The following is a 24239-nucleotide window of genomic DNA, read 5'->3' as shown; positions in this document are numbered from 1 at the left end:
ATCGATGCCTACGCTCCTACCGGCCTTCGAGGCCTCTTTGTAATCGGCATTCCGCGGGCTTACCCAATGTTGGCCAGAAGCCCGACGTGGCTTCCTCGAACAGGCCTAATACATAGATGCAGTCGGGTTTTCATGTTCAAAAGCGGGTTGACGGTGGGGGTGAGTCCATACATAGGAGCGAGCTTGCTCGCGAACCGCATGGCACCGTGCTTGTTCGCGAGCAAGCTCGCTCCTACGAAGAGCATCCTGGCGCGGCCCGGTGGCTTTCGTGCCTTGGGTTGGCTCCGCCCCCTCTCCCCAGCCCTCTCCCTGAAGGGAGAGGGGGCCGTTCGGTGCGAATTGGGAGTCAGCCTTCAGCCGGATGCATCAGGACTACTGCGGACTACCTCTTGGCAGAGGACAGTCCCCTCTCCCTTCAGGGAGAGGGTTAGGGAGAGGGGCTCTTGGCTCTGGGCTCTTGACCCTCAACCAACACCTCCCTCCAGACCCAAGACCTAGAACAACGGCAACGTATAACTCACGATCAACCGGTTCTCATCCTGGTCCCGCTGCGTCGCCGTGCCCGAGCCGCTGACCGGCAGGCCGCTGCGCATGGTGGCGTTCTTCCAGGCCAGGCCCAGGCCCTTGAAGGTGCCTTCGGGGACCACGTAGCCCAGAGCGATGTCGCGCTCCCACTCGCCCTGGTCGCCGCGGCCGGTCTTGATGTCGTCGGCGTTGAGGTAGAGCACGCTGAAGGTCAGGCCCGGCACGCCGAGCTTGGCGAAGTCGTAGGCGTAGCGGCCGATCCAGGTGCGCTCGCCGGCGTGGTTGAACTTCAACAGCTGGGCGTCGGTGTGCAGGTAGGTGCTGGTGCCTTCGCCGTCGCCGCGGTTCAGGTAGGGGAAGTCGCTGTCGCCGGTGAGCACCTGATAGCCGGCGCCGATGCTGTGGCCGGCGAGGCTGTAGGTGAGCAGGCCGCTGTAGACGTTGTTGTCCACCTCGCCCTTGACCACGTTGTTGCCGTAATAGCCGCTGCTGACGTAGCCGTCCTTGCGGCCGGAGGCGCTGCCGTTCTTGCCGTCGGAATCGCTGATGAACACCCGCAGGTCGGTCTTCAGGGTGCCCGGGCCGACCGCCCAGTTGTGCGTCAGCCCGAGGAAGTGCTGCTGGTAGAAGTCGGTCAGCTGGCCGTAGTAGTACTGCAGCGTCAGGTCCTTGGTGGCCTTGTAGTCGCCGCCGGCGAAGTAGAACTTGTTGCTGTCGCCGGAGCTGGCGCTGCTGCCGTTGGCGCCGGCGATGGACATGCTGCGCCAGTCGGTGGAGTTGCGGCCCTTGGTGTGGGTCAGCTGGCCGCCGATCAGCGTCAGGTCCTTGAACTCGTTGGAGGTGACCTGGCCGCCCTCGTAGGTCATCGGCAGCAGGCGCGCGTCGTTGTAGACCACCACCGGCAGCTTGGGCTGCAGGGTGCCGTAGCGGAACTCGGTCTTCGACACCCTTGCCTTGGCGGTCAGGCCCAGGCTGCTGAACTCGTCCACCGCGCTGCCGTCGCTCTCCAGCGGGAAGATGGTGCCGGGCTGGCGGTCGATGCCGCTCTTGCCGGACTTGCCGCCGCCGTCCAGGCGCAGGCCGAGCAGGCCCAGGGCGTCGACGCCGAAGCCGACGGTGCCCTCGGTGAAGCCGGAGGCGTAGTTGAGCATGAAGCCCTGGCCCCATTCCTCCTGCTTGCTCGGCGAGGTGGGGCCGTTGCGGTTGTCGGTGTTGATGTAGAAGTTGCGCAGGCCGAGGCTGGCCTTGCTGTCCTCGATGAACCCGCCGGCGCTGGCCTGCTGGGCGAGGATGCCCGTGGCGATCGCCAGGGCGAGGGTGGATCGCTTCATTGTCATGCTCCTTGGTCCGTTCTTTTTCTATGTATGTGGCCGGGATGGCGCCATCCGCGCCGGCCAGGGTAGCCGCGGCTGGCGTCCATCGCTATATGTTTTTGTATATAGCGATAGGCGCAAGACGTGATTGCCGTGACGATGACGCGGTCGGGCAAAGGCTAGGGTCGGTCGCTGGACGCGGTGCATGAGGCCAAATTCTGACTTTCCAGTCAATGGCCGCGATGCCGCACCTTGGCGGCGGAGCGCTAGGCGACCGCCACCAGGCTCAGCAGGCGTCCGTCGAACAGCGCGTACTGCGCCTCCAGCTCGCGGCCGTGGTGCCATTCCGCGGACAGGTCGCAGAGCAGGCGCAGGCGCGCGCGGCCTTCGGCGTCCCAGGCCAGCAGTTCGGCATCCTCGAAGTAGAAGCGCCGGCCCACCAGGGGGTAGAGGGCCTTGAACAGGCTTTCCTTGAGCGAGAAGGTCAGGGTCACGCCCAGGCCGACCTGCTCCGGCGCCAGGCGTTCGCGCTCGGCGGGGGTGAGGATTTCCTCCAGCAGGCGGCTGGCGCGGGCATCGTCCAGCAGCGTCTCGACGTCCAGGCCGAGGCTGCGCCAGGCGTCGCGGCGGGCCACCACGGCGGCGGCCCAGTCGTTGCCATGGGTGATAGAGCCGACCAGCCCGCCCGGCCAGATCGGCGCGCGGTCCGGCGCCAGGCCCGGCGCCTGCGGCAGGCCGGTCAGGCGCTGGATGCCGGCGCGGGCGCACAGGCGCCCGGCGAGGAACTCGGCGCGGCGCTTGGCCACCGCGCGGCCGATGTTCGGCGGCAGGTCCACGCCGTGGCGGCCGAAGGCCTGGGCGTCGAGCTTCTGCGGCTGGAAGCGGCAGCTGTGGAGCAGGGCGCCGGGCAGCGCCTGGGGCAGCGGCCAGTGCGCCTGGGGCGGGGTGAGGAAGTCGTCGGTGTCGGGCATGGCGGGGATTCTGCCCGGCCGCCGGACGCGGTGCCAGTGGATTCGCGTGGCGAGTGACCGCCCAGTCGCGTCCGGGCGGTCACGCGGCGTTTACATTCGCTTGCAAAGGCTTACCGAAGCGCTACGGATCGGCGGCCGGGGAATTTGCCACACTGCGCCTCGCGTTCCTTTGCCGGAACGCAGGTGAGGTTGTTGTCGGAGCCGCGTGCTCCGGCTTTTTCACAGATCGTGGCGGGAGCCCCTTTTCGGGCTTCCGTTTTTTTTTGCCCGGCCAAACGCCAACACCCCCGTAGGATGGGTTGAGCGAAGCGATACCCATCGCCCTTCAGTCGGCCTTCTGCTGGAAGATGTCCTTGAGGAAGGCCTGCAGGTCGGCCCAGGACTTCTGGTCGGCGGTCTTGTCGTAGCCCACGTCCAGGCCGTGGCCCTTGTGCTTGTCGGCGTCGGGGTTGGTGAAGCTGTGCTTGGCGTTGGGCTGGACGACGAACCTGTAGTCCACCTTGGCGGCGTCCATCTCCTGCTTGAAGGCGGCCACGCTGTCGGCCGGCACCAGGGTGTCGGCGCCGCCGTGCTCCACCAGCACCTTGGCGGTGACCGCGCCCGGCTGCGCCGGGGTGGCGGTGGCCAGCACCCCGTGGAAGCTGGCCACGCCCAGCAGCGGCAGGCCCTGGCGGGCCATGTCCAGCACCACCTTGCCGCCGAAGCAGTAGCCGATGGCGGCGATCTTCGCCGGGTCGGTCTGCGGCTGTTTCTTCAGCAGGTCCAGGCCGGCCTGGAAGCGCGCCTTGGCGGCGTCGGCATTCTTCAATGCTTCCTGCATGAAGGCCTGGGCCTGCTCGGGGTGCTCGGCCACCTTGCCCTCGCCGTACATGTCGATGGACAGCGCCGCGTAGCCCAGCGCAGCGAGGTCGCGGGCGCGGCGCTTGGCGTAGTCGTTCAGGCCCCACCATTCGTGGACCACGATGATCCCCGGGCGGATGCCGGCCTGGGCGTCGTCGTAGGCGAAGTAGCCGACCAGCTTGGTGCCGTCGGTGGCCTGGTAGGGGATTTCCTGGGTCTTGACCTCCGCCTGGGCGGCGAAGCCCAGGCCGAGCAGCAGCAGGGTGGCGAGCAGGCGCATGGGCGTTTTCTCCAGAGGGTGGACTGAAAAAGATAGCCGGTTGTGCGGCGGAGGTCGGATTTTGCCGGCGCAACCGCTCAAGCCCGCGGCATGGCGTGAAAGCCGCGGCGCCATCGGCTACCCTTGCCGGGCCAGTCAGCCGTGCGGGACCCACAACGGATGTTCGACCTCAGTACCTGGAACCTCACCCTTCCCGAAGGCCGCCCGGCCAGGACCATTTCCACCCCGGCGCTGCAGCGCGACTACCAGAGCCCGTATTTCCACCGCAGCGCCGACGGCGTGGAGTTCTGGGTGCCGGTGAACGGCAGCCACACGCGCAACAGCGAGTTCCCGCGCACCGAACTGCGCGAGACGCGCAGCGACGGCTCGCCCTACACCTGGCGCTATCCCAACGTCGACAGCCTGCTGCGCGCCACCCTGCACGTGGACGCGGTGCCCTCCATGCGGCGCATGGTGATCGGCCAGATCCACAGCGACGGCGCCGGCAGCGGCGATGCCGCGCCGCTGCTGAAGCTGGTCTACCAGCTGCGCCTGGACCAGGGCCGGGTTCTGGCGCAGATCCGCGAGCGCCCGGGCGACGCCACCGCCATCACCTACACGGTGCTGGACGGCATCCCCCTGGGGCACAGCTTCGACTACCGCATCGGCGTGTCGCGCACGGGCGTGCTGAGCATCGAGGTCAACGACCAGCGCCTGGTCCGCCAGCTCGACCCGCAGTGGGCGCGCCAGGGCCTGTACTTCAAGGCGGGGCTGTACCTGCAGGATAATCGCGGCCCCGCCAGCGAAGGCGGGCGGGCGACCTTCAGCGCCCTGTCGATCATGCACCGTTGAGGAACTGCCCCATGCTGCCTTCCCGAATCCTCCCGGCCCTGCTGCTCGCCGCCGGCCTGTCCCAGGCCCCGGGTGCCGTGGCCGACGAGTTCTCCGCCTGCCTCGCGCGCCTGCAACCGCAGGCCGCCGCCAAGGGCGTGAGCGCCGCGGCCTACCAGCGCTACACCGGCGGCCTTGCGGCCGACCTCAGCGTGCTCGACCTGCTCAACGCCCAGCCGGAATTCGTCACCCCGCTGTGGGACTACCTGGCCGGGCTGGTGGACGAGCAGCGCGTCGCCGACGGCAAGGCCATGCTGGCGCAGCATGCCGAGCTGTTCGAGCGCGTCGCCCGCCAGTACCGGGTGGACAAGTACACGGTGGCGGCGGTGTGGGGCGTGGAGAGCGACTTCGGCCGCATCACCGGCAAGCGCCCGCTGCTGGTCTCGCTGGGCACGCTGTCGTGCTACGGGCGGCGCCAGGCGTTCTTCCAGGGCGAGTTCTTCGCCACCCTCAAGCTGTTGCAGCAGGGCGACCTGCGCGATCCGGCCATCACCGGCTCCTGGGCCGGCGCCTTCGGCCAGACGCAGTTCATGCCCAGCACCTACGCGCGCATCGCCGAGGACTTCGACGGCGACGGCCACCGCGACCTGGTGGGCAGCGTGCCCGATGCCCTGGCCTCCACCGCCAACTACCTGCGCAAGGCCGGCTGGGTGCCGGGCGCGGCCTGGGGCTACGAGGTGAAGCTGCCGGCGAACTTCGCCGAGTCCCAGGCCGGGCGCACCAAGCGGCGCACGGTGGCGGACTGGCAGGCCCTGGGCGTGAAGCGCATCGACGGCGGGCCGCTGCCGGCCGGCGACGCCCGCGCCGCCATCCTGCTGCCCACCGGCAAGGCCGGCCCGGCCTTCCTGGTGCTGCGCAACTACGACGCCATCTATTCGTACAACGCGGCGGAAAGCTACGCCCTGGCCATCGCCCTGCTGTCCGACCGCCTGCGCGGCGAGCCGGGCCTGCGCACCCCCTGGCCCACCGACGACCCCGGCCTGAGCCGCGCCCAGCGCAAGGAGCTGCAGCGACTGCTACTGGCCCGCGGCCACGCCATCGGCGAGCCGGACGGGCTGATCGGCGACAACACCCGCCGCGCCATCCAGGCCGAGCAGCAGCGCCTGGGCCTGCAACCGGCCGATGGCCGCGCCGGGCAGAAGATCCTCAAGGCCCTGCAGGCCGCGCATTGAACCGTAGGGCGAATAACCCTTCGCGGTTATCCGCCGATACACCGAGGCCATGGCCAACGCCCAGGTCAACCCCGGAGCCGCCGGGAATCAAGGTCAAACGGCGGATAACGCCGTAGGCGTTATGCGCCCTACGGGTTGCCCCGTGTCGCCGTAGGATGGTGTTGAGCGAAGCGATACCCATCATCGCGGCCATAGGGGTTCGCAAGGCTCAACCCATCCCACGGGGCCAAGGCACCGCGAGCCTTCCGTTCAGGCCAGGTTCAGCGGCGCGTCAGGTAGCGTTCAGTGGCCGCCCCTTAACCTGCACTCCGTCAACCCCTTACCCACATCCTTGACGGAGAAACGCCATGAACCTGCTGCAGAAGCTCACCCTCGCCACCGCCATCCTCGGCGCCTCGGTCGGCGTCGCCCAGGCCTCGGAAAACTTCGCCGGCCTGACCTGGGGCGAAACCAGCAACAACATCCAGAAATCCCACGCGCTGAACCGCAATCTCAACGACCCGAAACTCGACAGCGTGATCGACAACAGCAGCACCTGGGGCGTGCGCGCCGGCCAGCAGAACGACACCGGCCGCTACTACGCCACCTACGAGAACACCTCCGACACCCACCGCGGCCTGAAGCTGCGCCAGCAGAACCTGCTCGGCAGCTACGACGCCTTCCTGCCGCTCAACGACCAGGGCACCAAGCTGTTCGGCGGCGGCACCCTGGGCCTGACCAAGCTGGAACAGGACTCCCGCGGCTACAGCCGTGACAGCGACATCGGCTACGCCATCGGCGCCCAGGCCGGTATCCTCCAGGACATCGGCCGGAACGCCTCGCTGGAAGGCGGCTATCGTTACCTGCGTACCAACGCCAGCACGGAAATGAGCCCGCACGGCGGCGACAAGGTCGGCTCGCTGGACCTGCACAGCAGCGCGCAGCTCTACCTGGGCGCCAACTACCGGTTCTGACTGGCAGGGGGCCGGGCTCGCGGCCCGGCCCCGCATAAGGAGGAAGTCCCATGAAACTACTGGTGGTGGAGGACGAGGCGCTGTTGCGTCATCACCTGTACACCCGCCTCGGCGAACAGGGCCACGTGGTCGACGCCGTGGGCAACGCCGAAGAGGCCCTGTACCGGGCCCACGAATACCATCACGACCTGGCGATCATCGACCTCGGCCTGCCGGGCATGAGCGGCCTGGACCTGATCCGCGAGTTCCGCAGCCAGGGCAAGGCCTTCCCGATCCTCATCCTCACCGCCCGCGGCAACTGGCAGGACAAGGTCGAGGGCCTGGCCGCCGGCGCCGACGACTACGTGGTCAAGCCGTTCCAGTTCGAGGAGCTGGAGGCGCGCCTGAACGCCCTGCTGCGTCGCTCCAGCGGCTTCGTCCAGGCCACCATCGAGGCCGGCCCGCTGCTGCTCGACCTGAACCGCAAGCAGGCCACGGTGGCCGGCGAGACCCTGGGCCTGACCGCCTTCGAGTACCGCATCCTCGAATACCTCATGCGCCACCACCAGCAGGTGGTGAGCAAGGAGCGGCTGATCGAGCAGCTCTACCCGGACGACGACGAGCGCGACCCCAACGTCATCGAGGTGCTGGTCGGCCGCCTGCGGCGCAAGCTGGAGAGCCACGAGGGCTTCCGCCCGATCGACACCGTGCGCGGCCAGGGCTACCTGTTCACCGAGCGTTGCCGCTGATGCGCTCGCTGCGCCTGCGCCTGATGCTGGGGGCCGCGGCCCTGGCTATCCTCTTCATGCTGGCCCTGCTGCCGGCGTTGCAGCGGGCGTTCAGCATCGCCCTGGTGAACGCCATCCAGCAGCGCCTGGCCTCGGACGTCGCCACCCTGGTGTCGTCCGCGCGCATCGACGGCGACCGCCTGAGCATGCCCGAGCACCTGGCGGTGGAGGACTTCAACCTGCCGGAGTCCAAGCTGCTGGGCTACATCTACGACCGCGACGGGCGGATGGTCTGGCGCTCCACCTCGACCCAGGACGAGAGCGTGCAGTACGTGCCGCTCTACGACGGCGAGCCCGACGTGTTCACCCGCGCCCGCGACGACCACGGCAACGAATTCTTCGTCTACGACGTGGAGATCGACCTGGTGGGCGGCAAGCAGGCCGCCTACAGCATCGTCACCATGCAGCCGGTGAGCGCCTTTCGCGAGCTGGTGCACGGCTTCCGCGAGCAGTTGTACATCTGGCTCGGCGGCGCGCTGCTGCTGTTGCTCGGGCTGCTCTGGCTGGGCCTGGGCTGGGGCTTCCGCTCCATGCGCGGAATACGCGAGGAGCTGGACCAGATCGAGGCTGGCGAGCGCGAACGCCTGAGCGACGAACACCCCAGCGAGATGCTGCGCCTGACCGACTCGCTGAACCGCCTGCTGGACGGCGAGCGCAGCCAGCGCGAGCGCTACCGCAACTCCCTGGCGGACCTCGCGCACAGCCTGAAGACGCCGTTGGCAGTGCTGCAGGGGGTGAGCGAAAACCTCGCCGACGAGCCGCGCAACCGCGAGCAGGTGCAGGTGCTGCAGAGCCAGATCGAGCGCATGAGCCAGCAGATCGGCTACCAGCTGCAGCGCGCCAGCCTGCGCAAGAGCGGCCTGGTGCGCCACCGCGTGCAGCTCGGCCCGCTGCTGGACACCCTGGCCGGCGCGCTGGACAAGGTCTACCGCGACAAGCGGGTGATCCTCGAACGCGACTTCCCCGAGCACCTGAGCCTGCCGCTGGAGCAGGGCGCGCTGCTGGAACTGCTCGGCAACCTGCTGGAGAACGCCTACCGCCTGTGCCTGGCCCGCGTGCGCATCAGCGCCCGCCAGCAGGACGGCGGCTACGAACTGCGGGTGGAAGACGACGGCCCGGGCATCCCCCCGGACCAGCGCCAGCGCATCCTCCAGCGCGGCGAGCGGCTGGACACCCAGCACCCCGGGCAGGGCATAGGCACGGCGGTGGTGATGGACATCCTCGACAGCTACGGCGGCAGCCTGGCGCTGGACGACTCCGAGCTGGGCGGCGCCTGCTTCCGCATCCGTTTGCCGGGGTAGAGGCGGCGAAAGGCACGCAGGGCGCGCTTCTGCATCGGTGCTTGCCAGGAACCGTAGGCGTCATGCGCACTTACGAATCAGGTCTGCGCCAGGTGCTTCAAGCGGTGATAGCGGATACAGCCGAGCAAACCCTGGGCGAACAGGTAGGTGAAGAGTGCGGCGATCAGCGCCGTCAGTGTCATCCGCCCCAGAAAGGCCACCAGGAACAGGGTGCAGAGTTGGTACATCAGCAGCAGCGCCGCGCAGACACGGCTCTTGCGATAGACGCCGAGTGCGAGCGCTAGCAGCACGGCTGCGCTGATGCCGGTGGCCTGGATGAGCAGGTGGGGCAATCCACCCCGGCTCAACCCGTGGACCACCACCATGGCGGCCAATGCGCTGCCGATGCAAGCGCCGATCCAGGCCTGGGAGATGTGCAGCTCGGCCATGCGCAGAGCCTTGTTGGCGGATTCCTGTTCGTGCACCGTGGCCTTCGGCTGGACGTAGGGATTTTCTTCCATCGCTTGCGTACCTTCCTTGGTGAGTAGTCGCGCAATGCTAGCGCCTCTCCCGCCATTTCACTAGCGACATCACTCCCCCTGCCGCGCCCGGTACGCCCCCGGCGTCAGCCCGGTCCATTTCTTGAACGCGCGGTGGAACGCCGAGGGCTCGGAGAAGCCGAGCTGGTCGGCGATGTCCTGGATCGACAGTTCGTCGCGGCCCAGGTGGTAGATGGCCAGGTCGCGGCGCAGCTGGTCCTTGAGTTCCTGGAAGTTCGGGCCTTCCTCGCGCAGGTGGCGGCGCAGCGTCTGCGGGCTCATGTGCAACTGCTGCGCCACGCTTTCCAGGTCCGGCCAGCGCCGGCAGTCGCGGCCGAGCAGGCGGCGGATCTGGCTGGTCAGACTGTCGCCGCCGTCCGGGCGGGCCAGCAGGTCGGCCGGGGAGTCCTTGAGGAAGTGCTTGAGGCTGCGCTCGTCCTGCAGCAGCGGCATGTCCAGGTAGCGCGCGTGGAAGCTCAGCCCGGTGCTGTCGGCGGCGAAGCGCCGCGGGCAGGGGAACAGCAGGTCGTACTCGGCGGCGTGGGCTGGCTCGGGATAGGCGAAGCGGGCTTCGTCCAGGCGGATGCGCTGGCCGATCAGCCAACTGCCCAGGCGGTGCCAGATCACCAGCAGGCTCTCGGTGAGGAAGTGTTCCGGGTCCTGCAGCGCGCTGTGGTCGATGACCAGCTCGGCGCGCTCGCCGTCGCGGCGCAGCTCGATGCGCGGCGCGGCGGGGAACAGGTCGTAGAAGAGCGCGCCGCGGCCCAGGGCCTTCTCCAGGGTGCGGCACTGGATGATGGCGTGGCACATCATGGCGAAGGTGCCGCGCTTGCTGCGCACCTCGCCGAAGCCCATGTACTCGTCGTCGAGGTCTTCCCAGACCAACTGGATCAGCCGGCCGAACTGCTCCGGCGAGACCCGCGCCCGCGGCTCTTCGAGCAAGGCCGGCTGGATGCCGGCGGCGCGCAGCAGGGGCAGGGGGTCGTGGCCCTGCTGGCGGGCGCCGCGCAGGGCGGCGCGGACGAAATGGCTGGCGATGGTGCGTTCACGCATGGGTTTTCCTTGTTCTGCTGCGTGTGTGCCGGGCGCCGGTTCGCGGCGGCCGTGGGGCAAATCTAAGGCACCCGGGGCCCTGGCGGATACCCGCCAAGTGGCGGGAAACCCGCCGCGGGCTTGGCGGGTTTCCGCCATCGATCGGCTCGCATGTCGCTTTGGTATTTTTGTAAGTTGTTGAAAATAAAGTAAAAACATAAAGATGGCGATTTGGCACAGGGCTTGCCAATAGGGTTCAAGGCCTGCCGACGGGCAGGACGAAAACAAATTCTCCCACTGAAGGGAGATAACGCTTCGGGCAACGCGCCGCCGCCAGGAAGGCGGGCCGCCAGCTCAAGAGGACCCTGCCGCAATGACCAAGCAACCCTTCTACAAGAGCCTGTACGTGCAGGTGCTGATCGCCATCGCCATCGGCATCGCCCTGGGCCACTACTATCCGCAGACCGCCGTGCTGATGAAGCCCCTGGGCGACGGCTTCGTCAAACTGATCAAGATGGCCATCGCGCCGATCATCTTCTGCACCGTGGTCACCGGCATCGCCGGCATGCAGAGCATGAAGGCTGTAGGCAAGACCGGCGGCATGGCCCTGCTGTACTTCGAGATCGTCTCGACCATCGCGCTGATCATCGGCCTGGTGGTGGTCAACGTGGTCCAGCCCGGCGCCGGCATGCACGTCGACCCGGCCAGCCTGGACACCAGCAAGATCGCCGCCTACGCGGCCGCCGGCGCGAAGCAGAGCACCGTCGACTTCCTGATGAACATCATCCCCAACACCGTGGTCGGCGCCTTCGCCAACGGTGACATCCTGCAGGTGCTGTTCTTCTCCGTGCTGTTCGGCTACGCGCTGCACCGCCTGGGCAGCTACGGCCAGCCGATCTTCCAGTTCATCGAGCGCTTCACCCAGGTGATGTTCAACATCATCAACGTGATCATGAAGGTCGCTCCCATCGGTGCCTTCGGCGCCATGGCCTTCACCATCGGCGCCTACGGCGTGGGCTCGCTGGTGCAGCTGGGCCAGCTGATGGCCTGCTTCTACATCACCTGCCTGCTGTTCGTGCTCATCGTCCTGGGCGGCATCGCCCGCGCCCACGGCTTCAACATCCTGAAGTTCATCAAGTACATCCGCGAAGAGCTGCTGATCGTCCTCGGCACCTCGTCCTCGGAATCGGCGCTGCCGCGCATGATCGCCAAGATGGAGAAGCTGGGCTGCGACAAGAGCGTGGTCGGCCTGGTGATCCCCACCGGCTACTCGTTCAACCTCGACGGCACCTCGATCTACCTGACCATGGCCGCGGTATTCATCGCCCAGGCCACCGACACCCCGATGGACATCACCCACCAACTGACCCTGCTGCTGGTGCTGCTGATCGCCTCCAAGGGCGCGGCGGGCGTCACCGGTTCGGGCTTCATCGTCCTGGCCGCCACCCTGTCCGCCGTGGGCCACCTGCCGGTCGCCGGCCTGGCGCTGATCCTCGGCATCGACCGCTTCATGTCCGAGGCCCGTGCGCTGACCAACCTGGTGGGCAACGGCGTGGCCACCGTGGTGGTCGCCAAGTGGTGCAAGCAGCTGGACTCCGCGCAACTGGACCGCGAACTGGCCGCCGGCCCGTCGGCGCTGGAAGCCAAGGAGGCCCAGGCCGCCTGATACCTCCCGGTTCTCCGGTTGGGCGCGGCGACGTGAAGCGCCGCGCCTCCTTCAAGCCCGCCCCGCAGCGGGCTTTTTTATGGGCGGGGGGGATTGTAGGAGCGAGGGGGACGCCTAGTTCTTGCTCGCGAACGAGGTTTACCGGTGGCTGTCGTGTTTCAGGTTGACTCCGTCCCCTCTCCCCAACCCTCTCCCTGAAGGGAGAGGGAGCTGTCCGTGCCGAGAAAGGATTTGGTGTCGGCCGGCAACTCTGGAGCTGCCGGCTGACTCTGGAAAGCCCAACTGCTCCGAACGGCCCCTCTTCCTTCAGGGAGAGGGAAAGGAGTCACCCCAAAGTCTCTGGGCTCCCGCGTTCGCGGGAATGACGGGGTGGAAGGATGGTGCCTGACTTGCAGCCCGCTCAGGACAGCCCCCTCTCCCTTCAGGGAGAGGGTTGGGGAGAGGGTGCTCTAATTACCCAGCACCGCAGCCACCGGCAAACCCCGTTCGCGAGCAAGCTCGCTCCTACAAAGGCAGCCAGCGGCACAAGCTCAAAGAATGATCTTGTCCTTGAGCTTCTCCACCGCCTGCTGCAGCGCCTGGATCACCCGGTCCTTGTCGAAGTTCTGCACGTTGTTGGTGTCCAGGTACATGGAGAACCCCGGCAGCTCGTGCTCGATGAAGCTGGGGTTGGCGCCCAGGTCGCGACGGAAGTCCACCGCCTGGTAGATCTGCACCGGCTTGCTGAAGCCCTTGACGCTGATCTGGCCCTTGTCGCGGCACATGATCACGTCCTTCACCAGCGAGTAGGTCTCGTGGCTGAGGAGGATCTCGCCGGCCTCGGCGGCGCTTTCCAGGCGGCTGGCGAGGTTCACCTCGCGGCCGATGATGGTGTAGTCCATGCGCGTTTCGGCGCCGAAGTTGCCCACCGTGCAGTAGCCGGTGTTGATGCCCATGCGCACCTCCAGCGGCTTGGTGATGCCCTGGGCGCGCCACTGCTGGCGCATCACCTTCATGTGCTTGCGCATAGCCACGGCCATGGACACCGCGGCCACGGCGTCCTTCTTCGCGCCCTGGGTGGCGGGGTCGCCGAAGAACACCATCACGCAGTCGCCGACGAACTTGTCGATGGTGCCGCCGTACTTGAGGGCGATCTTCGACATTTCGTTGAGGTAGTTGTTGAGCATGTCGGTCAGGGTTTCGGCCTCCAGCTCCTCGGACAGCTCGGTGAAGCCCTTGATGTCGGAGAAGAACACCGTGAGCTTCTTGCGCTGGGTTTCCAGGCGCACGCTGCGCTTGCCGCTGAAGATGGATTCCCAGACCTGCGGCGACAGGTACTTGGCCAGGTTGTGCGCCAGCCGCGCGGCCTTTTCCTGCTCGCGGGCGATCTCGCCGCGCACCTGGGCCAGGCGCAGGCCCTGCTGGTGGGTGAAGTAGGCGGTGACGCAGATGTAGAAGGCGCAGAACAGCACGCTGACCAGGTTCACCAGCAGCGGCGCATTGCCCTTGAAGCCCGGGCCGGCCAGCGCGCCGGTGAGCACCGCGGCGCTCAGCGCCATCAGCAGGGCCAGGCCGAGGGTGCGCAGGCCGCCGACGACCAGCGAGGAGAAGGCCAGGATCAGCACCAGCATCAGCGCCGGCACCGCCGAGAAGCCCAGCAGCGCGGCGCCGGCGCCGGTGTGCAGGGCGTCCAGGGCCTGCAGGACCAGGCGTGTCTGCTGCGGGTGGCTGTGCTTGTAGCGGCGGCTCAGGTTCTGCGCCAGGTGCGGGTAGAGCAGGGCGTAGGGGACCATCCAGAGCGCGTCGTAGCCGAAGTACTGGCTGAAGGTGCCGGCGCTGACGGTGGCGGCCACGGCGAGGTAGGCCAGGACGCGCGAATGGTACTCGCGCAGAGGAGCGGCGCCAGGTCGGGACGGCGTTTCGGAACGGTTGGGCTTCATGCGCTCGGATTATCCCTGATCGGTGATGGCGCATTCTGACGTGCGCCTTCCACAAGTACGACCTGGGGATCTTAACCAAGCGCCCATCCGCCGGCCAGTGACGATTCATCGCCCCGGCCGGCGGCCGGTTTCAGTCGGCGTCCCGCGCCATGTAGATGGACTGCCGCGGCTTGGCGAAGACGCGCCGCAGCATCGGCTCGAAGAACGCCAGCGGCAGCGTCTCGCCCTCGGGGTCGAAGGCCGCGGCGTCGTAGCGCGCGCAGAACTCGATGGTCTGCTCGAACTGCGGGTGGTCCTTGAACTGCTCGCGCAGGTGGCGGTCCAGGCCCAGGTGGTGGAAGAAGTAGTAGCCCTGGAAGATCGCGTGCTTCTCGATCATCCAGAGGTTCTCCGGGCTGACGAAGGGCTTGAGGATGGCGGCGGCGATGTCGGCGTGGTTGTAGGAACCGAGGGTGTCGCCGATGTCGTGGAGCAGGGCGCAGACCACGTATTCCTCGTCGCGGCCGTCGCGGTGGGCCAGGGTGGCGGTCTGCAGCGAGTGGCTCAGGCGGTCCACCGGGAAGCCGCCGAAGTCGCCGTCGAGCAGGCGCAGGTGGGCGAGGATGCGGTCGGGCAACTGGGTGGCATAGGCGGCGAAGTCCTGGGCGATGATCGACCAGTCCTCGACGCTGCCGTCTTCCATGTGGGTGAACTTGGCGCGGGCATTCATCGGGCTGTCCTCTTGTGATTGTCGTTTGGACGGCCTTCAGTCTAGGGGCCCGGCCGTAGCCGGCCAGTGGCCGCGGCGGACAGGCTGCTGTCTCTCCGGACACGCCCATTCAGGCCGCGAAGCTCCCCGCCCGGGCGCATTCGCCGGGTCGATGGAGCCTGCCTCAGGGGTTCTCCGGGTCGTGCCCGAGGGACTGCAGGAACAGCGAGAACAGCTCCGGCTGCGAGGAGATGTCCAGCTTGGCGTAGAGGTGCCGGCGGTGCACCTTGATGGTCTCCGGGGAGATGGCCAGGCGCTCGGCCATGGCCTTGGAGGAGTAGCCGCGCAGGATCAGCCGGGCGATCTCCAGCTCGCGCTCGGAGAGCACCCCGGCGCCGAAGTGGCTGAGGGCGTCGCGCACCTGGGTGGCCACGCCCTCCGGGTTCGCCGGCAGCAGGCGCTGGCTGCGCTGCTGCCAGTGCTGCTGCATCAGCGCCAGCACCCAGGGGCAGAGCATCGCCAGCAGGCCGCACTGTGCGGCGTCGAACGGCTTGCGCATGCCCAGGGACAGCGACAGCGCGCCCTGGCCGGGCAACTGCAGGATGAACTGCACCTCGTCTTCCAGCACGTTGTCGTGGAAGTAGTTGAGGAAGTATTCGCTCTGGCGGAACTGGTCCGGGGCGACTTCCTCCAGGCGGTACAGGCCGCTGGGCAGGCCTTCGCGGCAGGCCTGGTAGAAGGGGTCGAGCTGGTACAGGCCGCTGAGGTAGGCGGGCATGGCCGCCGAGACGGCCTGTGGATCGGCGTCGTATTCCTCCAGCGCCACCGGGGTGGCGTTGGCGGGGTAGAAGGCCGCCAGGGCGTTGTCGAACGGCAGCCACTGGTGCAGCAGCAGGATCAGCTGCTTCCAGAAGCGCGGCTGGCCGATCTGCTCGATGGCGCGGCCGAGGTTGGCGTGCATGCCGACTTCGCGAAACAGGTTGTGCATCCCCGGGGCTCCGGCGCGAAAGGTCACCCGGTTTCCTCTTTTTCAGGCCCCGCCGTCAAGGGGCGTAACCCCAAATGGTGATTGGCCGCCAGGGCCCGGCCGCCCAGACTGCGGGCCATGCAGCGTCCCGCGCAGAGGGCGCCACAAGGGTTTTCGTTCCTGCCTCAACCGCCAATAACAATTCGAGGAAAACGACATGAGCTCTCCCGCAGCGCCGGACGGCGCGCTCAAGCCCAGCCTGGGCGTGTTCGACGTGGTCGCCATCACCGTCTCGGCGGTCACCCCCGCCAGCAGCGTATTCGTCATCGCGCCCTTCGCCATCCAGCAGGCCGGCAGCGGCGCCTTCCTGGCCTTCGTCATGGCCGCGGCGCTGGCGCTGATGTTCGCCTGGTGCTACGCCGAGCTGGGCCGCGCGCACAGCTCGGCCGGCGGCGAGTACGTCTACGCCAAGCGGGTGTTCGGCGGCATGGCCGGCTACGCCACCTTCCTCGCCGTGCTGGTCTCGCTGCTGTTCATCCCGCCGGTGCTGGCCACGGGGGCGGCCACCTACCTCAACGGCGCGCTGGGCACGCAGTTCGACACCCAGACCGTGGCCCTGGTCATAGTCGCCGCCAGCTACGTGCTGGGCATCCTCAACATCCGCGTCAACGCCTGGGTCACCGGGGTGTTCCTGCTCTGCGAAGTGGCCGCGCTGCTGGTGATAGTGGTGCTCGGTTTCGGCCACGCCAGCCAGCCGCTGAGCGTGCTGCTGCAGCCGCAGACGCTGAACGGCGGCGTGCTGGCGGCGGCGCCCTGGGCGCTGGTGATAGGCGCGGTGGGCACAGCGGTGTTCTCCTACAACGGCTTCGGCGGCGCCGTGCTGCTGGCCGAGGACATGAAAGACGGCGGCCGCAGCGTACACCGCGCGGTGCTCTGGTCGCTGGTGCTGGTGGTGGTGATCGAGCTGGTGCCGCTGACCGCGCTGCTGATCGGCGCGCCCTCGCTCAAGGACATGCTCGCCAGCCCCGACCCTATCGGCTACCTGCTCACCGCCCACGGCAACGCCACGCTGTCGCGGCTGGTCAGCGCCGGCATCTTCCTCTCGGTGTTCAACGCCATAGTCGCCATCGTCATCCAGGTCGGCCGGGTGATCTTCAGCAGCGGCCGCGACGCCCTCTGGACACCGACGCTGAACCGCGCCTTCACCCGCATCCACCCGCGCTGGGAGTCGCCCTGGCTGGCCACGCTGTTCCTCGGCGTGCCCTCGGCGGCGCTGAGCTTCAGCTCCAACCTGGAGGAACTGACCTCCTTCACCGTGCTGCTGCTGGTGCTGATCTACCTGGTGGTGGCCCTGTGCGCGCTGTTCAGCCGCGTGCTGCGCCGCGACCGCGAGCACCCCTACCGCATGCCGCTGTGGCCGCTGCCGGCGCTGCTGGCGGTGGTCGGCGCCGGCTACCTGCTGCTCAACCTGTTGCTGGAAGCCTCGGCGCGGGATGTGATGACCATTATCGGGATACTGGCCGTGTCGGTGATTCTCTACGGCACCTACGGCAAGTTGAGCCCGGCTTTCCAGAAACTCTGAAGACCACAGGAGTCCCCATGCGCGCTCGTCAACTCGGCATCACCCTGGGCCTGGGCACGCCCGGCGCATTCAATGCCATCACCGATGTCCCCGGCGTCCGCGTCGGCCACAGCACGCTGATCGCCGAGCGCGATGGCAAGCAGGTGTGCACCGGCGTCACCATTGTCCAGCCTCGCGCCGGCGAGGCCCGCCTGCAGCCCTGTTTCGCCGGCGTCCATGTGCTCAACGGCAACGGCGATGCCACGGGCCTGGAGTGGATCCGCGAGGCCGGCCTGCTGACCACGCCCATCGCCATCACCAACACCCACAGCGTCGGCGTGGTGCGCGACGCCCTGGTGGCCGCCGAGCGCGACGCCCTGGGCGACCCGGCAGTGTATTGGTGCATGCCGGTGGTGATGGAGACCTACGACGGCCTGCTCAACGACATCTGGGGCCAGCACGTCGGCCCCGAGCAGGTGCGCCAGGCCCTGGCCGGCGCCGAGTCCGGGCCGGTGGCCGAAGGCCCGGTGGGCGGCGGCACCGGGATGATCTGCCACGAGTTCAAGGGCGGCATCGGCAGCGCCTCGCGCAAGCTGCCGGCGGAGCAGGGCGGCTGGGCTGTCGGTGTGCTGGTGCAGGCCAACCACGGCCAGCGCCGCGAACTGCGCGTCGACGGCTACCCGGTGGGCCGGGTGCTGGGTGATATCCCTTCGCCGTTCGCGGAAAAGGGCGAGCCGGGGATGGGCTCGATAGTGGTGATCATCGCCACCGACGCGCCGCTGCTGCCGCACCAGTGCCAGCGCCTGGCGCAGCGTGCCTCCATCGGCATCGCCCGCACCGGCGGCGGCACCGAGGACAGCAGCGGCGACATCTTCCTGGCCTTCGCCACCGGCAACCGGGACCTGCCGCCTGCCGACTACGGTCGCAAGGGCCTGCCGCAGAGCACGCCGCTGCAGATGCTCAACAACGAGCACATCTCGCCGCTGTTCGCCGCGGCGGCGGAGGCGGTGGAGGAAGCCATCGTCAACGCCATCCTGGCCGGCCGCGAGATGCGCACGGCGGACGGCACGCGGGTGCCGGCATTGGGCGGGGAGCGCCTGCTGGAGGCGTTGCGCGAGGTGGGGTGGCGGCCGCGTTGAGGAGGCGGGGCTCCGTCCGCGATTCATGCGCAGGGCGCGATGACATCGGCGCACGGGCTTTCCCCTCACCCCAGCCCTCTCCCGGAGGGAGAGGGGGCTGGTCCGTGCCGAGAGGCGGCCTGGTTTCAGCCGGCAATCCCTGTGCTGGCCGGCTAACGTCGAAATACCAACGCACTCCGAACGGAGAGGGTTAGGGTGAGGGGCCGCAGGCCTGCCCAGGCCGAGAGGCACGGCATTTCCCCTGCCCGCGAATCGCGCGCAGGGCGCGCTCCTACAATGGGAATGACATTGGCGTTCGGGCTTTCCCCTCACCCCAGCCCTCTCCCGGAGGGAGAGGGGGCTTGTCTGTGCCGAGAGGCGGCCTGGTTCCAGCCGGCAATCCCTGTGCTGGCCGGTTAACGCCGAAATACCAACGCACTCCGAACGGTCCCCTCTCCCTCTGGGAGAGGGTTAGGGTGAGGGGGCCGCAGGCCTGCCCAGGCCGAGAGGCACGGCATTTCCCCTGCCCGCGAATTCGCGCGCAGGGCGCGCTCCTACAATGGGAATGACATTGGCGTTCGGGCTTTCCCCTCACCCCAGCCCTCTCCCGGAGGGAGAGGGGGCTTGTCCGTGCCGAGAGGCGGCCTTTGACCACCACAGCCTGGTTTCAGCCGGCAATCCCTGGGCTAGCCGGCTAACGCCGAAATACCAACGCACTCCGAACGGTCCCCTCTCCCTCTGGGAGAGGGTTAGGGTGAGGGAGCCGCAGGCCTGCCCAGGCCGAGAGGCACGGCATTTCCCCTGCCCGCGAATCGCGCGCAGGGCGCGCTCCTACAGGGGAATGGCGTGGGTGGGGCAGCGTAGGAGCGGATCTCATCCGCGAATCGCGCCGGGACGTCCGGCCATCGCGGACAAGGTCCTACGGTTCCAGGAAGCACGGCTTTTCGTAGGATGGTGTTGAGCGAAGCGATACCCATCACCACGGCAGCATGGGTATCGCAAGCTCAACCCATCCTACGAAGAGCGCCTCGGCGCAGTTGGCGCTGTCAGTTACCGCTATAGATCTGGTCGAACACCCCGCCATCGGCGAAGTGGGTCTTCTGCACCGTGCGCCAGTCGCCGAAGGTCTTCTCCACCGAGAAGAAGTCCACTTTCGGGAAGCGGTCGGCGTACTTGGCCAGGATCGCCGGGTTGCGCGGGCGCAGGTAGTTGTCGGCGGCGATGGTCTGGCCCTCGTCGGACCACAGGTACTTCAGGTAGGCCTCGGCCTGGGCGCGGGTGCCTTTCTTCTCGACCACCTTGTCGACCACCGCCACCGGCGGCTCGGCCTCGGCGGAAACGCTCGGGTAGACCACCTCGAAGCCGCCGCGGCCGAATTCGCGGGCGATCATCTCGGCCTCGTTCTCGAAGGTCACCAGCACGTCGCCGATCTGGTTCTGCATGAAGGTGGTGGTCGCCGCGCGGCCGCCGGTGTCCAGCACCGGTACGTGCTTGAACAGCTGGCCGACGAATTCCTTGGCCTTGGCTTCATCGCCGCCGTGCTTGAGCGAGTAGCCCCAGGCGGAAAGGTAGGTATAGCGGCCGTTGCCCGAGGTCTTCGGGTTGGGCACCACCACCTGCACGCCGTCCTTGAGCAGGTCCGGCCAGTCGTGCAGGCCCTTGGGGTTGCCCTTGCGCACGATGAACACGGTGGCCGAGGTGAAGGGCGCGCTGTTGTTCGGCAGGCGGGTGGCCCAGTCCTTCGGCACCAGGCCGCCGTTGTCGGCCAGGGCGTCGATGTCGGTGGCCTGGTTCATGGTGATGACGTCGGCTGGCAGGCCGTCGATCACCGAGCGCGCCTGCTTGCTGGAGCCGCCGTGGGACATCTGGATGGTGATCTTCTCGCCTTTCTCCGCTTCCCAGTGCTTCTGGAAGGCGGGGTTGTACTCCTTGTAGAAGTCGCGCATCACGTCGTAGGAGACGTTGAGCAGCGGCGGCGCGGCCTGGGCGGCGCCGGCCAGGGCCATTCCGGCGGCCAGCAGGGAGGCGGCGAAGAGTCGTTTCACGGGCGGTTCCTTCTCGGCAGTGTTGGATCGCCCGATTATGCCCATGGGTTATATGTCGCTTAAATACCCAAAGGCTATTTGCTTATGCAGGGACGCGCCCCGCGGGGCGCGTCGCCTGGTTCAGCGCTTCCCGCCCAGGCCCGCCTCGGCGGCTGCCGGTTCCTCGGCCAGGCAGGCCGCGGCGGTGAAGATCACGTCGGTGGAGGAGTTCAGCGCGGTTTCCGCCGAGTCCTGCAGGATGCTGATGACGAAGCCCACCGCCACCACCTGCATGGCCACCTCGCCGGAAATGCCGAACAGCCCGCAGGCCAGCGGGATCATCAGCAGCGAGCCGCCGGCCACGCCGGAGGCGCCGCAGGCGCACACCGCCGAGACCACGCACAGCAGCAGGGCGCTGGGCAGGTCGATGGCGATGCCCAGGGTGTGGGCCGCGGCCAGGCTCAACACGCTGATGGTCACGGCGGCGCCGGCCATGTTGATGGTGGCGCCCAGCGGGATCGACACCGAGTAGGTGTCCTCGTGCAGGCCCAGGCGTTCGCACAGCTGCAGGTTGACCGGGATGTTGGCCGCCGAGCTGCGGGTGAAGAAGGCGGTCACGCCGCTCTCGCGCAGGCAGGTGAAGACCAGCGGGTAGGGGTTGCGGCGCAGCTTCCAGAACACGATCGCCGGGTTCACCACCAGCGCCACGAAGAGCATGCAGCCCAGCAACACGGCGAGCAGCTGCAGGTAGCCGAGCAGGGCATCGAGGCCGGATTCGGCGAAGGTGCTGGCCACCAGGCCGAAGATGCCCAGCGGGGCGAAGGCGATCACCACGCGGACGATCAGCGTCACCCCGCCGGCCAGGTCGTCGAGCAGGTCGCGGGTGCTCTGCCGGGCATGGCGCAGGGCCAGGCCGAGGCCCACGGCCCAGGCCAGGATGCCGATGAAGTTGGCCTCCAGCAGCGCCTTCACCGGGTTGCTGGCGACGCTGAACAGCAGGCCATTGAGCACGTCGCCGATGCCGCCGGGCGGAGCGTTGCCGCTGGCCGGGGCGTCGAGCACCAGGGTCGAGGGGAAGGCGAAGCTGGCCGCCACCGCCACCACCGCGGCGGCGAAGGTGCCCAGCAGGTACAGCGCCAGGATCGGGCGGATGTGGGTGCGCTGCCCGGCCTTGTGGTTGGCGATGGAGGCGCAGACCAGCACCAGGACCAGCACCGGCGCCACGGCCTTGAGCGCCGCGATGAACAGTTTGCCGAGCAGGCCGACGGCCAGGGCGGCGTCGGGGGCGACCAGCGCCAGGGCGATGCCGGCCAGCATGCCGACGAAGATGCGCATCACCAGGCTGCTGCGCTGGATGCGTTGGAACAGGGTGGGGGAGGGAAGTGTCATGACCTTACCGCTGCTTGCAAATGGAAACGCGAACCCGGCGGGCCGCGGAAGGGCGCGGATTATGCCGTCACGGGCGGGAAAATGCGCGGCGGTCGTCGGAAACCACGCCCACGCCTCGCCAGCATGGCGGCGTGGAGCCGGGCCGGCCTTGACCTGTGCCGGCCTGGATGGGATTGCCATGTGACATGGCGTCACGGTTGGCGGTCAGCGCAGGCATTCCGCGTGCAGGCGCATCTCGCCGATGCGTTGCACGGCGCCGCGCATGTGCACGCGGAAGTCGTCCTCGACACGGATGCGCAGCTGGCCGCCGGCCAGGTGCACGCGAACCTCGCCGTCGCAGTAGCCCTTGCGCCGTGCCATGGCGGCGGCCGCGCAGCTGCTGGTGCCCGAGGCCAGGGTGTAGCCGGCGCCGCGCTCCCAGATTTCCACGCGCAGGTCGTTGCGCCCGAGCACCTCGACGAATTGCACGTTGCTGCGGTTGGGGAACAGGGGGTGGCGTTCCAGCAACGGGCCGAAGGTCTTCGCCAGTTCCGCCGAGGTGTGTTCGACGAACACCACGCAGTGCGGATTACCCATGGAGACCGCGTTGAGCCGGAAGGCCTGGCCTTCCAGCTCGACGGGCAGGTCCAGGGCCTCTGGCGTGGCGACCTGCACGGGAATGCGGGCGCTGGCGAACTCGGCGTGCCCCATGTCCACTTCGACTTCGCGGCCCTGGTCGAATACCTGGCTGACTACTGGCCCTGCGACTGTGACGATGCGGAAGGGGACGTCGCCCACCAGGGCCTGGTCCCACAGGTAGCGCGAGAAGATGCGCAGGCCGTTGCCGCTGCGTTCGGCCAGGGAGCCGTCGGGGTTGAGGATGCGCAGGCCGAAGCCATCGTCGCCGTGCCCGTCGGGCACCAGGATGCCATCGGAGCCGAGTCCACGATGGCGGTCGCAGATGCGCACCACGGCCGCGTCGTCGAAGGGGAAGGGCGTGGTGTCGGCGTAGACCAGGTAGTCGTTGCCTAGGGCGTGGTACTTGTGGAAGCGCATCGCAGGTCGGGTTCCAGACGGCGGGGGCCTTGCACTATAGCCAGCCCCGCGCGCGCCTGGCCAATCCGCCTCAGCTACCGGCCAGCGGTGCGCGGCGCGAGGCCGGGCGCAGCAGGCGTTCGCCCAGCAGTACCAGCAGGCAGGCGAAGATGAAGGGCGCGGTCATGAAGGGGATGCCCAGGGCGACCATGGCCTGTTGCAGGATGAGCGCCAGCACGGCGCCGGCCAGCGGGGCGAAGGGGCCGGGGCCGCGCAGGGCCAGGGCGAGGGCGGCCAGGGCGCTGTTAATGCCGGGTAGGCCGCTCTGTACGTCGCCCTGGGGGATGCCGGCGAATACCGCCACCGGCAGCACCATCACCGCGCCGAACAGCGCCCAGGTGGCGGCGCGCGGCGCGCCCAGCAGCAAGCCGAGGAAGATCAGCGCGCCGGCCAGCGGGGTGTCGAGGAAGATCACCTGGCCGAAGGCCCGGGAGGTGGCTTCGAGCAGCGCCGGCAGCGGCAGCTCGACCAGCCCGGCCAGGGGCGTGGCGGCCGGCAGCGACAGCAGCGTGCCCAGCGCCGGCAGCGTCCAGCCGAGCAGGACGAAGGCCAGGGTGTAGGGCGGCAGGCCGTGGCGCTGGCGCGAGGCGCGCAGCAGTAGGCGCTGCAGCAACACGCTGGCGAGGCTGGCGAACAGCACGAGCGCCACCAGCATGGGCGACCAGGCGAACTTCAGCGGCAGCAGCAGGCCGATCAGCACGGCGTTGTAGCCGTACAGGCCGGCGTTTGTGTCGCCCTGGCGGCAGCGCAGCAGGTGGGCGAAGGCCGGGCCGGCAGTGGCGCCGAGCAGGGCGCCGGGGAGCAGGCCGGGGGCGCAGGCGCCGATCAGGGCCAGGCAGAGCAGGCCGAACAGCGGCGAGGGTTGCAGGAACACCTGGCTGAAGCCGCGCAGCCAGAGGGTCAGTAACGGTAGTGGGCGCATCGAGGGTCTGGGCAGTTGAAGGGGATGTCCGGGGCTTCTCCGGTTCCGCGTCGGCGGCCGTGCCTTCCATCGGGGGAGGGCATCGCGGGAAGCTCCGTGGGCTGTGTCAGCGGGCGCATTCTGCCATGGCACCATTTTGGGGCGTGAATAAAAAAGAGGCCTGTCCCCGGGATCGCCGGAGGGTGGCCTCGAATGTCCATAGCCTGCGTGGGAGGGTGCGAGGGTGGCTATGGCCGACAGAACTGCTGGCCGTTCAAGGCCAATCCCGGACGGACGGGGTCGCGGCCCCGTTTTCCCGGCCCCGTCCGTCCGGGAGTGACGCGGTGTGGAACCCGGCTTCGGCAGGGTTCCGGAACTCTGTTTTTTCTC

General features: G+C 68.2%; 20 protein-coding genes. 8 read left to right on the top strand and 12 right to left on the bottom strand.

The genetic code is table 11. The features are described 5' to 3' along the window. Positions 1-494: 494 nt before the first annotated feature. The 3 genes from IG194_RS03540 to IG194_RS03530 form a co-directional block, all read right to left on the bottom strand. Complete coding sequence (locus IG194_RS03540; protein ID WP_197674172.1) at positions 495-1862, bottom strand: OprD family porin; 1368 nt, start codon at positions 1860-1862, stop codon at positions 495-497. 242 nt (positions 1863-2104) lie between these two features. Continuing rightward, complete coding sequence (locus IG194_RS03535; protein ID WP_009621779.1) at positions 2105-2809, bottom strand: 4'-phosphopantetheinyl transferase family protein; 705 nt, start codon at positions 2807-2809, stop codon at positions 2105-2107. Positions 2810-3134: 325 nt separating this feature from the next. Continuing rightward, complete coding sequence (locus tag IG194_RS03530) at positions 3135-3929, bottom strand: dienelactone hydrolase family protein (protein ID WP_043317226.1); 795 nt, start codon at positions 3927-3929, stop codon at positions 3135-3137. A gap of 159 nt (positions 3930-4088) precedes the next feature. Here IG194_RS03530 and IG194_RS03525 point away from each other — a divergent pair, with 159 nt between their 5' ends. The 5 genes from IG194_RS03525 (at position 4089) to IG194_RS03505 (ending at position 8992) form a co-directional block, all read left to right on the top strand. Next, a complete protein-coding gene (locus tag IG194_RS03525; RefSeq protein WP_058490364.1) occupies positions 4089-4760 on the top strand; it encodes a polysaccharide lyase family 7 protein in 672 nt (223 codons plus the stop codon). An 11-nt stretch (positions 4761-4771) separates the two neighbouring features. Then, positions 4772-5971, top strand: a complete 1200-nt coding sequence (locus IG194_RS03520; RefSeq protein ID WP_116425991.1) for a lytic murein transglycosylase — start codon at positions 4772-4774, stop codon at positions 5969-5971. 347 nt (positions 5972-6318) lie between these two features. Next, positions 6319-6924, top strand: a complete 606-nt coding sequence (locus tag IG194_RS03515) for an outer membrane beta-barrel protein (RefSeq protein WP_064987634.1) — start codon at positions 6319-6321, stop codon at positions 6922-6924. Between the two features lie 50 nt (positions 6925-6974). Then, on the top strand, positions 6975-7652 hold the full coding sequence (locus IG194_RS03510) for a response regulator (protein ID WP_009621787.1): 678 nt from the start codon (positions 6975-6977) through the stop codon (positions 7650-7652). Further along, complete coding sequence (locus tag IG194_RS03505; protein ID WP_058491049.1) at positions 7649-8992, top strand: ATP-binding protein; 1344 nt, start codon at positions 7649-7651, stop codon at positions 8990-8992. The genes IG194_RS03510 and IG194_RS03505 overlap by 4 nt, the downstream gene beginning before the upstream one ends. 77 nt (positions 8993-9069) lie before the next feature. Here the strand turns inward: IG194_RS03505 and IG194_RS03500 are convergent, their stop codons facing one another. Both IG194_RS03500 and IG194_RS03495 read right to left on the bottom strand, forming a co-directional pair. Then, positions 9070-9492, bottom strand: coding sequence for a hypothetical protein (locus tag IG194_RS03500; RefSeq protein WP_058490361.1), 423 nt, complete (start codon positions 9490-9492; stop codon positions 9070-9072). 69 nt (positions 9493-9561) lie between these two features. Then, entirely contained in the window at positions 9562-10563 is a 1002-nt protein-coding gene (locus tag IG194_RS03495) for an AraC family transcriptional regulator (RefSeq protein ID WP_009616959.1), read from the bottom strand. Between the two features lie 352 nt (positions 10564-10915). Between IG194_RS03495 and IG194_RS03490 the strand changes: the two genes are divergently transcribed. Continuing rightward, complete coding sequence (locus tag IG194_RS03490; protein WP_043270686.1) at positions 10916-12208, top strand: dicarboxylate/amino acid:cation symporter; 1293 nt, start codon at positions 10916-10918, stop codon at positions 12206-12208. Between the two features lie 530 nt (positions 12209-12738). Here IG194_RS03490 and IG194_RS03485 read toward each other — a convergent pair. From IG194_RS03485 to IG194_RS03475, 3 genes are all read right to left on the bottom strand, one after another. Then, a complete protein-coding gene (locus tag IG194_RS03485) occupies positions 12739-14127 on the bottom strand; it encodes an adenylate/guanylate cyclase domain-containing protein (protein ID WP_058490360.1) in 1389 nt (462 codons plus the stop codon). A gap of 130 nt (positions 14128-14257) precedes the next feature. Next, complete coding sequence (locus IG194_RS03480) at positions 14258-14836, bottom strand: HD domain-containing protein (RefSeq protein ID WP_009616962.1); 579 nt, start codon at positions 14834-14836, stop codon at positions 14258-14260. Between the two features lie 163 nt (positions 14837-14999). Then, entirely contained in the window at positions 15000-15803 is an 804-nt protein-coding gene (locus IG194_RS03475; protein WP_043270680.1) for a LuxR family transcriptional regulator, read from the bottom strand. A gap of 196 nt (positions 15804-15999) precedes the next feature. Between IG194_RS03475 and IG194_RS03470 the strand changes: the two genes are divergently transcribed. Next, positions 16000-17364: an APC family permease gene (locus IG194_RS03470; RefSeq protein ID WP_058071230.1), complete on the top strand. Its 1365-nt coding sequence runs from the start codon at positions 16000-16002 to the stop codon at positions 17362-17364. A 17-nt stretch (positions 17365-17381) separates the two neighbouring features. Then, positions 17382-18482, top strand: a complete 1101-nt coding sequence (locus tag IG194_RS03465) for a P1 family peptidase (protein ID WP_058490359.1) — start codon at positions 17382-17384, stop codon at positions 18480-18482. A gap of 1025 nt (positions 18483-19507) precedes the next feature. Here IG194_RS03465 and IG194_RS03460 read toward each other — a convergent pair. The 4 genes from IG194_RS03460 to IG194_RS03445 form a co-directional block, all read right to left on the bottom strand. Beyond that, positions 19508-20506, bottom strand: coding sequence for a sulfate ABC transporter substrate-binding protein (locus IG194_RS03460; RefSeq protein WP_058490358.1), 999 nt, complete (start codon positions 20504-20506; stop codon positions 19508-19510). Positions 20507-20626: 120 nt separating this feature from the next. Further along, entirely contained in the window at positions 20627-21874 is a 1248-nt protein-coding gene (gene sstT / locus IG194_RS03455) for a serine/threonine transporter SstT (protein ID WP_058490357.1), read from the bottom strand. Positions 21875-22078: 204 nt separating this feature from the next. Next, positions 22079-22909: a diaminopimelate epimerase gene (gene dapF, locus IG194_RS03450; RefSeq protein WP_058490356.1), complete on the bottom strand. Its 831-nt coding sequence runs from the start codon at positions 22907-22909 to the stop codon at positions 22079-22081. A gap of 70 nt (positions 22910-22979) precedes the next feature. Then, positions 22980-23870, bottom strand: a complete 891-nt coding sequence (locus IG194_RS03445; RefSeq protein ID WP_058490355.1) for an urea transporter — start codon at positions 23868-23870, stop codon at positions 22980-22982. Positions 23871-24239 lie beyond the last annotated feature (369 nt).

This window comes from Pseudomonas sp. ADPe (assembly GCF_014843515.1).
GTDB lineage: Bacteria > Pseudomonadota > Gammaproteobacteria > Pseudomonadales > Pseudomonadaceae > Pseudomonas > Pseudomonas citronellolis.
This window is presented reverse-complemented; position numbering and strand designations above follow the sequence as displayed.